Genomic DNA, 15,464 nt, shown 5'->3' with positions numbered 1-15,464 from the left:
CTGTTCCACAAAGTATACTCCAGAGTATCCCGTAACACATGCCCTGTCGGGCGGGGGAACAGCTCACACTGTTCCACAAAGTATATTGGGGGTTAAAATATGCAGAAATATATTATGGCGCTGGATTCTGGCACAACCAGTAACCGGTGTATCCTATTTAACGAGCAGGGAGAAATGTGCAGCGTTTCTCAAAGAGAATTTAAACAGTATTTTCCGAAGCCTGGCTGGGTGGAGCATGACGGCAATGAAATCTGGGCGTCCCAGCTTGCCGTGGCGGTTGAAGCAATGCAGAAAATCAATGTGTCTGCGGAAGAAATATCGGCTATCGGCATCACAAATCAGAGAGAGACGGCGCTTGTCTGGGACAGGGTGACCGGAGAACCGGTTTATCACGCGATTGTTTGGCAGTGCCGACGTACTGCGGAATACTGCGATGAGCTAAAAAAAAGAGGACTGACAGAGCAATTCCGGCAAAAGACGGGTCTTGTGATTGATGCTTATTTTTCAGGCACGAAGCTGAAATGGATACTGGATCACGTTCCAGGGGCGCGCGAAAGGGCCGTAAAGGGAGAATTGCTGTTCGGGACGATCGAAACCTGGCTGATCTGGAAACTTACGAAGGGACGCGTTCATGTCACTGATTATTCCAACGCATCCAGGACTTTGATGTTTAATATTAACAGTTTGGATTGGGATCGGGAGATATTAGAGGAGCTGGATATACCAAGATGTATGCTTCCCGAGGTGAAGCCGTCCAGCTGTCTGTACGGCGAGACAGACCCGGCATACTTTGGGACACCCATTCCGATTGGGGGAGCGGCGGGAGACCAGCAGGCAGCTCTGTTCGGACAGACCTGCTTTGAAGCGGGGGAAGTTAAGAATACATATGGAACGGGAGGGTTTCTTCTGATGAACACAGGAGAAATACCCGTATTTTCCAGAAACGGACTGGTGACGACAATTGCCTGGGGGTTGGACGGTAAGATTAATTATGCGCTGGAGGGATCAGTGTTTGTAGCCGGCGCGGCAATTCAATGGCTTCGGGATGAGTTGAGGCTGATTGATTCTTCAGAAGATTCAGAATATATGGCTCAAAAGGTGAAAGACACTCATGGCTGTTATGTCGTTCCCGCTTTTACAGGGCTGGGAGCGCCCCATTGGGACCAGTACGCCAGAGGTACTATCGTAGGCATCACAAGAGGAGTGAATAAATACCATGTGATCCGGGCGACATTGGAATCTTTGGCTTATCAGGTAAACGATGTACTGAAGGCAATGGAAGCAGATTCAGGAATCAGGCTTTCGTCACTGAAAGTGGACGGAGGAGCCAGCGCCAATAATTTCCTTCTTCAGGCGCAGGCGGATATCTGTAATGCTCCGGTTCACAGGCCAAAATGTGTGGAGACAACAGCCATGGGCGCAGCCTATCTGGCAGGCCTGGCTGTGGGCTATTGGAAGAATAAAGAAGAGGTCAAGGCGAACTGGCAGATTGACAGGAAGTTCCATCCATGCCTTGCTGAAGAAGAGCGCAGCAGACGGATTGCTGGCTGGAACAGGGCTGTAAAATGTTCTTTTGGCTGGGCGCAGGAGGAATAAGAGAGTAAAACGCCACCCTCTGGTCATATAATTAAATAAGAAAATGTCTGAGATTGGAGTCTGACAAGGCGGGGGGAAATGACCTCTTCTTTGGCGGGCTCTTTATTATTACACAGGAAGTATGAAACAATGGATGGAAGCAGGAGGAATGAAAAAATGTATGATGTAGTGATTATTGGAGCAGGTGTATCCGGAAGTGCCGCAGCCCGGGAGCTGGCCCGCTACCGCCTGAAGATCTGTGTGGTGGAAAAAGAAGAGGATGTGTGCTGCGGAACTTCAAAGGCAAACAGCGGTATTGTACATGCGGGGTATGACGCGCTTCCCGGCAGCCTGAAAGCAGAATTGAACCGCCTGGGAAATGAAAAGATGGGGAAGCTGGCGGAACTGCTGGATGTGCCCTTTAAACGGATGGGATCTCTGGTGATCTGTACGGATGAGGACGATGTGGAAAAATTGACTGAATTGTATGAACGCGGGAAGGAGAATCAAATTCCCGGGCTGGAACTGATTTGGGACAGAGAACGGCTTAAGGCTATGGAACCGAATCTTTCGGATCATGTTGTTGCCGCTCTTTACGCTCCGACAGCCGGGATCGTCTGTCCCTTCACGCTGAATCTGGCACTGGCGGAAAGCGCCTGCCAGAACGGGGTGGAATTCCGGTTTAACTGTCCTGTACTGGGGATTAGGCCAGATGATAAGGGATATCGGATTAAGACCGGAAGCGGGGATCTGGAAGCGCGCTGTTTAGTAAATGCAGCCGGCGTATATGGAGATATTTTTCACAATATGGTCAGTACACGGAAAATACATATCACTCCCAGGAAGGGAGAATACTGCCTGCTGGATAAAAATGCCGGGTCTCATGTAAATCATACGGTTTTTTCTCTGCCGGGTAAGAAGGGAAAGGGCGTATTGGTGACACAGACCGTTCACGGCAATTTGCTCATAGGGCCGACAGCCGTGGACATTGACGACCGGGACGGCACGAACACGACAGGAAGCGGAATAGCTGAGGTCTTGGAAAAATCCGGTCATGGCGTCAGGAATATTCCCATGCGCCAGGTAATTACCTCTTTTGCCGGACTGCGCGCCCATGAGGATGAAGATGATTTCATCATCGGAGAAGCAGAAGGAGCACCTGGTTTTATAGACTGTGTGGGCATAGAATCTCCGGGGCTGACGGCGTGCCCGGCCATCGGTGAGAAAGTAGCCGGAATCGTTGCTTCGCTGCTTCAGGCGGTAAAAAAGAATAATTTTCAGGAAAAAAGGACAGGGATATTAAATCCGTCCCGGCTCACGCTGGAAGAACGCAATGAGCTGATCGGGAGGCAGCCTTCTTATGGCACGATCATCTGCCGGTGTGAGATGGTCAGTGAGGGAGAGATATTGGATGCGATCCACAGGCCGCTGGGAGCCAGGTCGCTGGATGGCATCAAGCGCCGGACGCGGGCCGGAATGGGCCGGTGCCAGTCAGGATTCTGCTCGCCCAGAGTGATGGAGCTTCTGAGCCGTGAAGTGGGAGAGAAGATGACTGAAATAACAAAATGCGGAGGAGCATCTCAGATGATCGTGGGAATCAGTAAACCGGCAGGGAGGTCTGAAAATGAAAAGTTATAATCTGGTTATAATAGGTGGCGGTCCGGCCGGCATGGCAGCGGCGCTTTCGGCGAGAGAAAATGGAATTCAGAGTATTCTGATTCTGGAACGGGACAAGGAACTGGGCGGGATATTGAATCAGTGTATTCACAATGGATTTGGACTCCATACCTTTCAGGAAGAGCTGACAGGTCCGGAATATGCCGGACGTTTCATAGAGAAGGTGGAGGAGAAGCAGATCGAGTACCAGCTAAATACAATGGTGATGGATATCAGCCCTTCAAAAACAGTGACTGCCATGAACCGTGAGGAAGGAATGTTTCAGGTACAGGCCGGAGCAGTTATTTTGGCCATGGGCTGCCGGGAACGCTCCAGAGGCGCATTGAATGTACCAGGTTACCGCCCGGCCGGAATTTATTCGGCGGGAACGGCACAGCGGCTTGTCAATATGGAGGGATACCTGCCGGGGAGAGAAGTGGTGATACTGGGTTCCGGAGACATAGGGCTGATCATGGCCCGGCGTATGACGCTGGAAGGAGCAAAGGTCAAGGTAGTGGCGGAACTGATGCCATTTTCCGGCGGTTTAAAGCGGAATATTGTACAGTGTCTGGAAGATTATGGAATACCGCTGAAGCTGTCTCATACCGTGGTGGATATTCACGGCAAAGAGCGGGTGGAGGGAGTCACGCTGGCTCAGGTGGACGGACAGGGACGTCCCGTGCCAGGTACGGAGGAAGAGTACGCTTGTGATACGCTGCTGCTATCCGTCGGATTGATTCCGGAAAACGAGCTGTCAGGCAGTGCCGGCATTACTCTTCATCCCGTGACGGCGGGACCTGTGGTCAATGAAAGCCTTGAGACAAATGCAGAAGGAATCTTTGCCTGCGGAAATGTGCTGCATGTGCATGACCTGGTAGATTATGTGACGGAGGAGGCTTATGCGGCCGGACATCATGCGGCAGAGTATCTGCTGGGAATAAGAGCGAGCCTGCGGTCTGATCCGGTTCCTGTCAGGGCTGAAGAAGGGGTACGGTATACGGTTCCGGCTGGCATTTCTCCTGAGAGAATGGAAGAAATGCTGAAGGTACGGTTTCGTGTGGGAAAAGTGTTCCAAAATTGTTATATCTCTGTTTACCTAAACGGCGACAGGATTCTGCACCGAAAAAAACGGATTATGGCGCCGGGAGAAATGGAAGAGGTACAGCTGGAGAGGCAGAGACTTTTAGAATATCAGGGCCTGAAAGCTATTACCGTCAGAATCGAGGAGGAATGATATGGAAAAGAGGGAGCTGACCTGTATTGGCTGTCCGATGGGATGCTCCATCAGCGTGATGATGGAGGGAAAGGAAATAAAAGATATCAGCGGCTATACCTGCAAAAGGGGCAGGGAATATGCGGCTAAGGAGGTGAGTGCTCCCACCCGCATCGTTACGACGACTGTACGTGTTAAAAACGGTATGCTGCCGGTGGTGTCAGTGAAAACTCGAAAAGATATACCAAAAGAGAAAATATTTGAATGTATGAGAGCACTTCAGCATGTGCAAGTGGAAGCTCCGGTAGAAATCGGAACCGTCATTTTAGAAAATGTAGCTGAAACAGGAGTTGACGTAATAGCGACTAAGCGAGTATAATAAAATTGTTCGCGACGGCCTGCGAGCCGTCTCTTGAATACTACATACATATTATACATTGGGGGTACCAGATGATGGAATGGATGGAAAATGTCAACGGACTTCAGCATATCGGAATTCCGACGAATGACATGGACAAGACGCTCAGCTTTTACAAAAAATTAGGCTTCGAGATTGCACTGGAGACCAAGGATGGAGAGACACGGGTGGCGTTTCTGAAGCTGAAGGATCTTGTCCTGGAGACCTATGAGAACGGTCAAGCGGCATTGAGAGACGGGGCGATTGATCATATCGCCATTGATGTGAAGGATATAGATGCCGCATATGCATATGTGAGCGGACTGGGAATCAAGATCCTGGCAGAGATTACGTTCCTGCCCTTCTGGACGAATGGCGTTAAGTTTTTCATAGCGGAGGGCCCAAACCTGGAGAGGCTGGAATTTGCACAGTATCTGTAAGTCAGATAAGAAAAAGAGACCACGAGAATGGTCTCTTTTTTTGAGCTATTCAGCTCCAGGGCAGGATTTTCCTGTAGTGCTGCAGGATGTGAAGGAGGGACATGCCCATCAGGCCGCAGGAGATTATTTCACCGATTCCCACTGTTGCCATGAAATAGGGGATTGATCCCTCAAAATGATAGACAAATGCCAGTATAAAGGGAATGATCAGCACGTTGAATACGATGGGAGGGAGCGGCGCCAGCCATTTATATTTCCGCAGCGCGTAGGTGCCCAGAGCGCCCAGCAGGGTCGCCAGACTGCCAAAGATCACATCCAGGATCAGGCCGCCGGCAAGCAGGTTTGCCAGAATGCAGCCCACATAGAGGCCGGGGATGGCGGCGGCGGTGAAGAAGGGCAGGATCGTTAGCGCTTCGGAAAAACGCACCTGGATCGCGTAACTGGATAGTCCCAGTGCGTTGGCGAATAGGGTGAGGACAACGTAGAGGGCGGCGATCATCGCGCCCTGTGTGACGAACAGAACTTTTTGATTTTTCATGCGATTGCTCCTTTAGTTTTGATTTAAGTCAGGAAGGTTCCGAACTGACTGAAGCTATTATAAGCCCTGAAGGAAAAAGTTTCAATTCTAATTCTGATCGGGATACTAAAAAGAAAGAATATGAAATTTTGCTTGCGTTACAATACATTAGCTTTTATAATTGAAAGCAATGAGATTGCCTGTACCATACGCAGCGGGAATTGATATTACCAGATAATTCCTGCTGTTGTTCTGTGGTTACAGGAAAAAGAATGGGGGATAAGATGAATAATACGAATGATGTAATCCGTGATGCCAGAAAACTGGGCGTGCCCAAGATGCTGATTCTGGGGCTTCAGCACATGTTTGCCATGTTCGGTGCCACCATACTGGTACCGATTCTGGTGAACAGCTATTTCGCAGATGCCTGTGGCGAAAGTCTTACCAAAGGGCTAACCGTATCCGTAACTCTTTTCTGTGCCGGGTTCGGAACGCTGTTTTTTCATGTGTGTTCCAAGATGAAGGTGCCTGCATTTCTGGGATCGTCTTTTGCGTTTCTGGGAGGTTTTTCAACGATCGCAAACCTGAAGGCTGGCATGTATGCGAATATGCCTGTGGATGAAAAGGCGGCCTATGCCTGCGGCGGTATCGTGGTAGCGGGCCTTTTATATCTGCTTCTGGCGCTGATCATCCGCCTGGTGGGTGTTAAGCGTGTTATGAGGTTCCTTCCGCCGGTTGTTACAGGTCCGGTCATTATCTGCATCGGCCTTAGTCTGGCAGGCTCTGCAATCAATAACGCGTCTACCAACTGGCTGCTGGCTGTCATCGCCCTGGCGGTAATTATCATCTTCAATATCTGGGGAAAAGGGATGTTCAAGATCATTCCGATCCTGATGGGAGTTGTGGTTGCGTATGCTGCCGCGGCGGTGATGAATGCCTGCGGCCTGACGAATCCGGATGGTACTGCAATTCTCAGTTTCGCTTCCGTTGGAGCCGCCAACTGGGTGGGTATTCCTCCGTTCCAGCTCTGTAAATTTGATATTACGGCGATTCTGGTAATGGCGCCCATCGCGCTGGCTACGATGATGGAGCATGTGGGCGATATGTCTGCGATATCTGCTACTGTCGGAGAGAACTATCTGTCTGATCCGGGGCTGCACAGAACATTGATGGGAGACGGACTGGCGACTTCAATCGCCGGACTGATCGGAGGCCCTGCGAATACCACTTACGGAGAAAATACGGGAGTCCTGGAGCTGAGCCGGGTACATGATCCGAGAGTTATCCGGATTGCGGCGGTCTTTGCGCTGATTATCAGTTTTATACCGAAGGTATCCGCAATCATAGGAACGATGCCTGCTTCTATCATAGGAGGCGTCAGCTTCATGCTTTACGGAATGATATCTGCCATCGGCGTCCGCAACATCGTAGAAAATAAAGTGGATTTGACCAAATCCCGCAATTTGATCATCGCCGGTGTCATATTTGTCTGCGGTCTGGGTTTTAGTAATGGCATTACCTTCGAAATCGGAGGCGCTTCCATCACACTGACTTCCCTCGCGATCGCCGCAATCGCCGGAATCCTTCTGAACATCATTCTTCCGGGAAATGATTATGAATTCGGGGCAAATGAAAAAGGAGATGAGAACCGGGGGATTCATCAGTAAAGACCGGTTATCAGAAAAGGGTGCAGCCCGCAAGCTGCACCCTTTTCTATATCAAACTTTACCATATTTCTTCGTGTACCTTTGAACAGGTAAATGCCAGCGAGCCAGGTCCGATATGGCAGGAGACGCTCAGTGACAGAGGGAAGATGTTGACCTCCTTTAAGTTCGGGAAGGTTTCGAGGGCTTCCTTCCGGAATTCTTCAGCCGCAGCCAGATTATCAGAATGGATCACATCCAGGTTGATATTCTCTCCAAAGCGGTTGGCGATATCGTCCCGAACGGCCTGTGTCATGATTTTCTTAGCCTGGGCCATGGTGCGGGCTTTGGCGAAGGAATCCAGCTTCTCGCCCTGGATCTGGAGAACTGGCTTTAATTTCAGCATGGTGCCGATGGCAGCGGCGGCAGGTGTTATGCGTCCGCCCTGCTTCAGATATTTAAGCGTTGCGACGGTGATGTAAATACTGGAATCAAAACGCACTTTTTCCAGCCAGTCGCCGATTTCGGCGGCAGACATTCCGTTCTTAGCCTGCTGCAAAGCTTCTATAGCAGAGTATCTCAGAGTTCCGGAGATACGCTGGTTGTTGACCACACGCACGCGCCCCTCGTAGTCGTCCGCCAGCATAGATGCGGTCTGGCAGGAGCTGGATAAGCCGCTGGACATGGGAATGTGCACTATCTCGTCATGATCCTTTAGAAGCTCATCCCATAAAGTAGTTATGGATTCAACAGACGGCTGAGAAGTAGATACCTTGATGGTAGGATCGGCTTCCAGACGGCTGAAAAACTCTTCCTGATTCATGTCCACTTCTTCCAGAAATTCCTTGCCATTCATAAAAAAGGGCATCGGCAGCATGTAGAGGCCAAGCGCTTTTGCCTGTTCCATGGACATGCCGCAATTGCTGTCAGTTACTACTGCGATAGATTTCATATGTATTTCCTCCGTGTCCTGATAAGTACTTTTTAATGTTCAAGTGTCCTTTGATTAGTGCCCGGAGGGCAGGGACACTGATTGCTGTTTAGCCTGAACGGCATCCGTAAATTGTCAGCGTCCAACCGGAATTGCTGCAGTCTGGGACTCTGACAAACTGATTATACAATAATTGACGGTCAAACACAAATTATTTTCGCAGCTTTCGTGAAAAACATAAAAATGCTTACAGCCAGATGAAGCTCAATTGCGGTTTTGATTCCAAGTGGTTGGCGAAGGGGAGGCGGTTTGGATACCCGGACGAAAGGCTGGGGGAGGCGGGTATCCACACACCTCTTGCCATAAACCAGTAATTGACCTGTGAATTGCAACAAATCGCTGACTGCCCTTGTACTTTTGGGAAAAGCCACCTATAATAGATTTTATGGAACGGCTCAGGAGGAGAAAATTCATGGCTAACGCACAGCTTGCAGTTGTTAAATTAATCTGGGATATAATTTTAGGTAAGACGGAGGGTGTCAGTAAGGTCAGCTATTTCCCGCAGAAGCTCCCGTTTCCGGGACATGAAATTCAGCAGGCATTTCCGCGGGCGACGCCGGAAAGCCAGGGGATTTCTTCTGAGAGGCTCGCTAAGCTGATCGAGGATCTGTATCAGGTAAAGAAAACGGATATTCATCATTTTATGGCTGTCAGGAATGGCCGTGTGATCAGTGAATGTGATTATGCCCCTTACCAGCACGGTGTCTGGCATGTGACCTATTCTATGTGCAAAAGCATAACCGGTATGGCGGTCGGCCTTTTGATCGATGAGGGGAAGCTGAAGCTGGAGGATAATATCTATGATATTTTTGAAAAAAAGGTGAAGCTTTTACAGAAGATTTTCCGACCGGTACTGAAGATTGAGCATCTGTTGACGATGACCAGCGGAATTGCCTTTAACGAGACCGGGGCGCTCAGCGGGGATGACTGGGTGGGGGAATATCTGGCCTCGCCCCTCCGCAATACGCCGGGAACTGTTTTTGAATACAACAGCATGAATTCCTATATGCTTTCGGCTGTGGTCACTGAGCTTACCGGTATGACCATGTTGGATTATCTGAAAGAACGGCTGTTTGAGCCGTTAGGCATTAAAAATGTCATGTGGGAGACTTGCCCGAAGGGGATTACGAAAGGCGGCTGGGGGCTGTTTCTGTGTCTGGAGGATATGGCGAAGCTGGGACAGATGTATCTTCAGAAAGGAAAATGGAACGGGCGGCAGCTGTTATCAGAGAGTTGGATAGAAGAATCAACAAAAAAGCATCAGGAAAGCAATCCGGGTACCTACGGTTATGGATATCAGCTCTGGATGGAAGAACGGCCGGGCAGCTTTGAGTTTAACGGGATGCTGGGACAGAATGTGGTGATTTATCCTGATCTGAATATGGTTCTGGCTTTTAATGCAGGGAGTAATGAGTTGAATCAGGAATGTATACTTCTGAATATTGTGAGAGAATGTTTTCCGCCGGAATTTCATGCGGAAGAGCAGCTGCCGGAAGATCCGCTGGCCTTGCGCAGCCTCCGGGCCCTGGAAAAGCGCATGGGTGGCCTGACACGTCCGTATCCGGCCATCCTCCGGGGCGGATGGACCAGAGGAAAGCGGAGAAAGGGAAACGACTGCGGAAGCTTCTGGAAGGCTAAGGCCAGGGCCATATCTGGCTGCACCTATGAGCTGGATCATAAGAATATTGGGCTGTTTCCCCTGCTGCTGCAGTCGGCTCATAACAATTATACGAACGGAATACGGCGGATCCGTTTTGAGATGGAACAGGATCAGTTTTATCTGCTGGTGCAGGAAGGAGATGCCATCCACCGGCTTCCGGTCGGAGTCGGGCAGGCAGAGATCACGAAAGTTGTGGTTCACGAAGAAGAATATCTGCTGGCCGTCACCGGAGAGTTTGTGAAGGATGAAGATGGAAATGAGGTTCTGAAGCTGGATCTGGCATTTCTGGAAGAGGCTTCCCGCAGAAAGCTCAAATGCATTTTCCTGGAGGACGGCCTTCGCCTGGAATGGAATGAAACGCCAGGCCGGGATTTGATACTGGAAGGAGTGGAATACGGCCTGGCGGAATTAGAAAGTAATTTCTTTTTTAATATTTTAAAGGAAAAGGGCGGTATGGACATCATACGGACTCTGATCTGTGACGCGATAGAGCCTGTGGTTTTCGCCCGCAGAACTGATACACCGCTGCTGTAAACACGGTTGCTGCCTTTGGCAGAATGGATTCGTCAAAATCATAGCTGCTGTTGTGCAGAGGCGCTGTAGTGTCAGTGGGGAAGAGCAGAAAAGCGCCCTGACCACCATGGGATTTCGTGCGTTCCAGCATCAGGGAGGCGTCTTCGCTGGCCCGGAAGGCAGCAGAAGTGCCGAAAGCCTGTATGGAGGGTAAGTGATCCCGGCAGAGGCTGAGGATACGGCCGCAGAGGGCAGGCGTGCTGTCCAGGGAGGGAGCCCTTCCGATGACTTGTATCTCACTTTCGCAGCCGTACATTCTGGCACTTTCTTGAATGATCCGAAACGCCTGATCTTCCATGTACTGATTCAGCGCTGTGGTTGTGCCGCGGACTTCGAGCTCTATGAGCCCGCGATCAGCTACGATGTTGCGGCCCTGGCCGCCCTGGATACGCCCGATATTCAGAAAAGTGGCGCCCTCGCTGTGACGGGGGATGCCGTTTAATGCCAGTACAGCCGAAGCCATGGCGGAGATTACGGAGGCGCCGTTTTCCGGAGCTGCACCGTGGCAAGAATGTCCGGAAAATATTGCGTCGAATTTGGTGGTCGCCAGAGAAGCATTTACGCCGGGGATTACGTCAGCGTGTCCGCCTCCGGTATATTCGCGGCCAACGATATGACCGGCCAGAAACAAGCTGGCGTCGTCCAGCCAGCCGCGTTCCACGATGGCTCCGGCTCCCTTGCAGCCTTCCTCCGCAGGTTGAAAAATCAGACGGATGGTTCCGCTCAGGCGGGAACTCAGTTCTGTAAAAATCCGCGCACAGCCAAGCCCGATGGCTATATGGCCGTCATGGCCGCAGGCGTGCATCGCCCCTGGGTTCCGGGAACAGAAATGCTCCCGTGCTGGGAGATGGGCGTGCGTAGAGTCTTCCTCTGTGGGCAGGGCGTCGATGTCAAAACGGAGCACGGAAACCGGGCCGTTTCCGCAGGACAGGGATGCGATGATTCCCGTTTCGTGACCCGTGACGGGGGCGCCGAGAAGAACCTCATATCCGAGCTGTCTCAGTTCGGCGGCGATATAGCTGCAGGTCTCTTTTTCATTCCAGCCGGTCTCCGGAATCTGGTGGAGATTTCTGCGGTGCCGGGTGAGCACAGGGGCCAGTTCACAGGCCCTTTTTTCAATGAAAGAATACATGAAATCCTCCTTATTCGTACAAAATGCCGGCGTGCCGGAGGTCCTGTTCCACTTCCTCCAGGATCTGCAGGTTGTCGGCTTCTACCGTATGGATGTGGACGCCGTTGGAAATCTCCAGCAGAGGGGTTCCCTGCTGAGCCTGGATACGTTTTATAAAATCCTGGACGTCTCTCCGGCTTGCCAGCGGCAGCGTGCCACGTATTTCACCGTAGACGGGGTGTTCAACGATGACATCCATCACGCGGGCGCCTTTGTCTACAATTAAGTTCAATTCCTGCTCTATCTGTTCACTGGAGTGAAATACCCGGAAACGCCGGGTGATTTTCCCATCTGACTGGCGGAACAGCAGATAACCTCTTGGTGTAGATAGGATATTCTCATTTGAAGCGCGCAAAAGGGCGATATCCTGGACAATGACCTGGCGGCTGACGCCCAGCTGTTTAGCTATGGAGGTGCCGGATATGGCTTCCACGGTCGTTTCCAGCATTTGCAGAATCCGTTCTCTGCGTTCTGTTCCTTCTAGTTTCTCTTTCAATGGATTACCTCTTTTCGTCAGGTTCGGCGAGTGGTTTCAGGTTTTTTAAAGAAAGGTCGAGGATTGGGGCGGAATGGGTAAGCGCTCCGCTGGACACGTAATCTACACCCAGTTCCGCAATCTCCCGGAGCCGTTCTCTGGTGACATTACCGGAACATTCTGTCAGCGCCCTGCTGCCGATCATGCGGACTGCTTCTGCCATTGTCTGGTTGTCCATGTTGTCAAGCATGATGATGTCGGCGCCGGCATCCAGGGCTTCCCTGACCATCTCCAGTGTTTCCGCTTCTATCTCAATTTTGCGCACAAATGGCGCGTATTCTCTGGCCATTTCAATGGCGCGCCTGACGCCTCCGGCGGCGCCGATGTGGTTATCTTTGAGCAAAACGCCGTCGGACAGATTATAGCGGTGGTTATAGCCGCCTCCGACGGTAACGGCATATTTTTCAAAAGGACGCATATTCGGCGTAGTCTTACGGGTGTCCAGAAGACGTGTTTTATATGGGGCAAGTTCGTCTGAGAAGCTTCTGGTGAAGGTGGCGATTCCACTCATTCGCTGAAGGTAGTTTAAAGCAGTGCGTTCTCCTGAAAGCAGCACTCGTATATCTCCGGTGAGAGTGCCTACGAGACTGCCGCTCTTAACCGTATCTCCGTCTTTATAGGAAGTAGTGAAGACCGTGGCTTCATCCAACAGATGGAAGACTCGTTCAAATATCTGGAGGCCGCAGAGAATGCCGTCCTCTTTGGCTATGAGCTGCGCTTCACCCAGTGTGTGGTCAGGCATGACTGCGTTGGTAGTAACGTCTTCGCTGGTGATATCTTCTTTTAGCGCATGTAAAATGTATTCGTCTGTATTCAATCTAAATGTTACACCATCGTTCATAAAATTCTTTACCTTCTTTCTGTATTTCTGCCAGCACGAGCTTCCGGTTTTCTTCCGCCCAGGTATCCGGATCAGGGTAGGAGAATAGCGCCGGCGGAGGGCCGGGTATTTTCATAACAGCAATGTTCTGGCTGATCAATTCTGCGGCATTTTCTGAGAATACAAGGCTTTCCAGCAGTGAGTTACTGGCCAGGCGGTTAGCGCCGTGCACGCCATTGCAGGCTGTTTCGCCTACGGCATATAAATGATCCATGGAAGTTCTGCCGCAGGTATCTGCCTGTATCCCTCCCATAAGATAGTGCTGGGCGGGTGTTACGGGGACCGGCTCCTTTGTGATGTCGTAGCCTTCCTCCAGACAGCGCTGATAGATATGTGGAAAATGATTCATGATTTCATCAACAGAGATATCGCGAAAGCTCAAGTAGACATGGTCTGTCCCAAAAGCCTGCATCTCTCTGCGGATTGCTTCAGCCACCACGTCTCTGGGCAGCAACTCATCCACAAAACGTTCCTGGTCCTCATTCAGCAGCTTTGCGCCCTCGCCGCGCACGGATTCCGTGATCAGAAACCTGCGTCCTGGCTTTCTGGAATAAAGGACCGTAGGGTGGATCTGTATGTAATGAATATTCTCCAGATGTATGCCGCGCCGGAGTGCTATGGCGAAGCTGTCGCCGGAAATATGAGGAAAATTCGTGGAATGCTGGAATAATCCGCCCAGTCCGCCCGTGGCGAGAATCACTGCCTTGCTGCAGCAGGGTATGGCCGCTCCCCTGCCATCTCTTATTACAACACCTGTACAGGTACTGCCGTCCTGCAGCAGATCGATCATGGTGGTGTGTTCCAGAATGGTAAGGTTGGGGCGCTCTTTTACCCGGTCGATCAGTGTTGTGACGATTTCTTTCCCGGTCACATCCTGGTGATGGAGAATGCGCGGACGGGAATGGCCGCCCTCTCTGGTATAAGAGAGACAGCCATGTGAGTCCCGGTCAAAATTCACTCCGTAATCCAGCAGCTCCCGGATGATGCGGTTGGAAGCACGAATCATATCGGTGACTGCCTCTGGGTTGTTTTCATATCTTCCGGCCTTCAAGGTATCTTCATAATAACATGGAAAGTCTTCCTGATTCAAGAGGTTGCAGATTCCTCCCTGGGCAAGATAGGAATCACTGTTCTCCAGTTCGTCTTTGGTGAGCATAAGAACGCTGCTGGAAAGTGGGAGATGGAGAGCGGCAAACAGCCCGGCTGCGCCTGTTCCGACGATGATAACGTCATATTGTGTCTTCATAGCAATGCCTCCATTATCTGGCCAGCTCAAGCATGCGGGTCAGCGGAGCACAAGCTTTCTGGCGTTCTTCTTCTGTGATTTCAACTGTGGGGGACATAGATTCCAGTGATGATATTATTTTCTCCAGAGTGATTTTTTTCATATTGGGGCAGAATTGCCTGTGTCCAACTGAATAAAACTTCTTATCTGGATTTTTCTGCCGCAGCTCATACAGCACTCCCAGCTCTGTACAAATCAAAAATTCATCCGCATCACTGGCAGTGGCATAGTCTATGATCCCTGAGGTGCTGCCGATATAATCTGCCAGCTCCAGTACGCCGCTTTTGCATTCCGGGTGAACAAGAACCTTCAGGCCGGGCCGTGCGGCCAGGGCGGCTTTCACATTTTCGCGGGTGATGCTGGTATGTACGTGGCAGAAGCCGTCATTGAAGATAAAATGCTTATCCGGAAGCTGGGAAGCGACATAACGCCCCAGATTTTCATCAGGAATAAAATAAATATTTTTATTGGGCAGGGCGCTGACAATCTTCAGGGCGTTAGAGCTGGTGACGCAGACGTCCGCATGCTGTTTCAGTTCAGCCGTGGAATTGATATAGCAAACTACCGCCACATCTCTGTAGGTATTCCGGATCTCCCGGATTTTGTCCGGGTCGGCCATGTGAGCCATCGGGCAGTCCGCCATGGGTTCAGGGAGCAGCACAGTCTTGCCGGGATTCAATATCTTCGCACTTTCCCCCATGAACTTAACACCGGCAAAGCAGATGGTCCTCTGGGGAATCTGCGTCGCGATACGGCTCAGATAAAAAGAATCTCCCACATAATCAGCGATTTCCTGCACTTCATCCGGAACGTAGTAGTGGGCGAGGATGACAGCGTCCCGTTCTTTTTTTAATTCAGCAATTCGTTCTCTTTTCTCAGACATAATTTTCTCCTAAACTTTTCTCAGCGGTTGATCGGCTGATAAACA

The 15,464-nt window shown here is 50.8% G+C and carries 14 protein-coding genes; 7 read left to right on the top strand and 7 right to left on the bottom strand.

Annotation, left to right across the window (positions count from 1 at the left end):
* Positions 1-99 precede the first annotated feature (99 nt).
* From glpK to H9Q79_RS09230, 5 genes are all read left to right on the top strand, one after another.
* Positions 100-1,596, top strand: coding sequence for a glycerol kinase GlpK (glpK, locus tag H9Q79_RS09250; RefSeq protein WP_249328134.1), 1,497 nt, complete (start codon positions 100-102; stop codon positions 1,594-1,596).
* Positions 1,597-1,752: 156 nt separating this feature from the next.
* Entirely contained in the window at positions 1,753-3,213 is a 1,461-nt protein-coding gene (locus tag H9Q79_RS09245) for an NAD(P)/FAD-dependent oxidoreductase (RefSeq protein ID WP_118643552.1), read from the top strand.
* Complete coding sequence (locus H9Q79_RS09240; RefSeq protein WP_118643371.1) at positions 3,200-4,465, top strand: NAD(P)/FAD-dependent oxidoreductase; 1,266 nt, start codon at positions 3,200-3,202, stop codon at positions 4,463-4,465. The genes H9Q79_RS09245 and H9Q79_RS09240 overlap by 14 nt, the downstream gene beginning before the upstream one ends.
* Position 4,466: 1 nt before the next feature.
* The gene (locus tag H9Q79_RS09235; protein ID WP_118643373.1) at positions 4,467-4,823 is read left to right on the top strand and encodes a DUF1667 domain-containing protein; all 357 of its coding nucleotides are present in this window, start codon (positions 4,467-4,469) and stop codon (positions 4,821-4,823) included.
* 74 nt (positions 4,824-4,897) lie between these two features.
* Positions 4,898-5,281 (top strand): VOC family protein, encoded by a 384-nt coding sequence (locus H9Q79_RS09230; protein WP_118643554.1) that lies wholly within the window; start codon positions 4,898-4,900, stop codon positions 5,279-5,281.
* A gap of 49 nt (positions 5,282-5,330) precedes the next feature.
* Here the strand turns inward: H9Q79_RS09230 and H9Q79_RS09225 are convergent, their stop codons facing one another.
* On the bottom strand, positions 5,331-5,819 hold the full coding sequence (locus H9Q79_RS09225) for a QueT transporter family protein (RefSeq protein WP_118643375.1): 489 nt from the start codon (positions 5,817-5,819) through the stop codon (positions 5,331-5,333).
* A gap of 263 nt (positions 5,820-6,082) precedes the next feature.
* On the opposite strand from H9Q79_RS09225, the gene H9Q79_RS09220 reads away from it, so the two are divergent.
* Positions 6,083-7,465, top strand: coding sequence for a uracil-xanthine permease family protein (locus H9Q79_RS09220; protein ID WP_118643556.1), 1,383 nt, complete (start codon positions 6,083-6,085; stop codon positions 7,463-7,465).
* A gap of 58 nt (positions 7,466-7,523) precedes the next feature.
* Here H9Q79_RS09220 and H9Q79_RS09215 read toward each other — a convergent pair whose 3' ends face one another.
* Positions 7,524-8,393, bottom strand: a complete 870-nt coding sequence (locus H9Q79_RS09215; RefSeq protein ID WP_118643377.1) for a DegV family protein — start codon at positions 8,391-8,393, stop codon at positions 7,524-7,526.
* Between the two features lie 451 nt (positions 8,394-8,844).
* On the opposite strand from H9Q79_RS09215, the gene H9Q79_RS09210 reads away from it, so the two are divergent.
* Complete coding sequence (locus H9Q79_RS09210) at positions 8,845-10,626, top strand: serine hydrolase domain-containing protein (protein WP_249328133.1); 1,782 nt, start codon at positions 8,845-8,847, stop codon at positions 10,624-10,626.
* Here the strand turns inward: H9Q79_RS09210 and H9Q79_RS09205 are convergent.
* From H9Q79_RS09205 to nadA, 5 genes are read right to left on the bottom strand one after another with little or no spacing between them, the layout of a single operon-like run.
* Positions 10,553-11,797, bottom strand: coding sequence for an amidohydrolase (locus H9Q79_RS09205; RefSeq protein ID WP_249328132.1), 1,245 nt, complete (start codon positions 11,795-11,797; stop codon positions 10,553-10,555). The genes H9Q79_RS09210 and H9Q79_RS09205 overlap by 74 nt on opposite strands.
* A gap of 10 nt (positions 11,798-11,807) precedes the next feature.
* A complete protein-coding gene (locus H9Q79_RS09200) occupies positions 11,808-12,332 on the bottom strand; it encodes a transcription repressor NadR (RefSeq protein WP_249328131.1) in 525 nt (174 codons plus the stop codon).
* A gap of 4 nt (positions 12,333-12,336) precedes the next feature.
* Positions 12,337-13,212, bottom strand: a complete 876-nt coding sequence (nadC, locus tag H9Q79_RS09195) for a carboxylating nicotinate-nucleotide diphosphorylase (RefSeq protein WP_118643383.1) — start codon at positions 13,210-13,212, stop codon at positions 12,337-12,339.
* Complete coding sequence (locus tag H9Q79_RS09190; protein WP_249328130.1) at positions 13,190-14,497, bottom strand: L-aspartate oxidase; 1,308 nt, start codon at positions 14,495-14,497, stop codon at positions 13,190-13,192. The genes nadC and H9Q79_RS09190 overlap by 23 nt, the downstream gene beginning before the upstream one ends.
* Positions 14,498-14,510: 13 nt before the next feature.
* The gene (nadA, locus tag H9Q79_RS09185) at positions 14,511-15,419 is read right to left on the bottom strand and encodes a quinolinate synthase NadA (RefSeq protein ID WP_118643385.1); all 909 of its coding nucleotides are present in this window, start codon (positions 15,417-15,419) and stop codon (positions 14,511-14,513) included.
* Positions 15,420-15,464 lie beyond the last annotated feature (45 nt).

The organism is Wansuia hejianensis (assembly GCF_014337215.1).
Lineage (GTDB): Bacteria > Bacillota > Clostridia > Lachnospirales > Lachnospiraceae > Scatomonas > Scatomonas hejianensis.
Note: the sequence above shows the minus strand (reverse complement) of the source record. Positions and strands in the feature narration are given on the sequence as shown.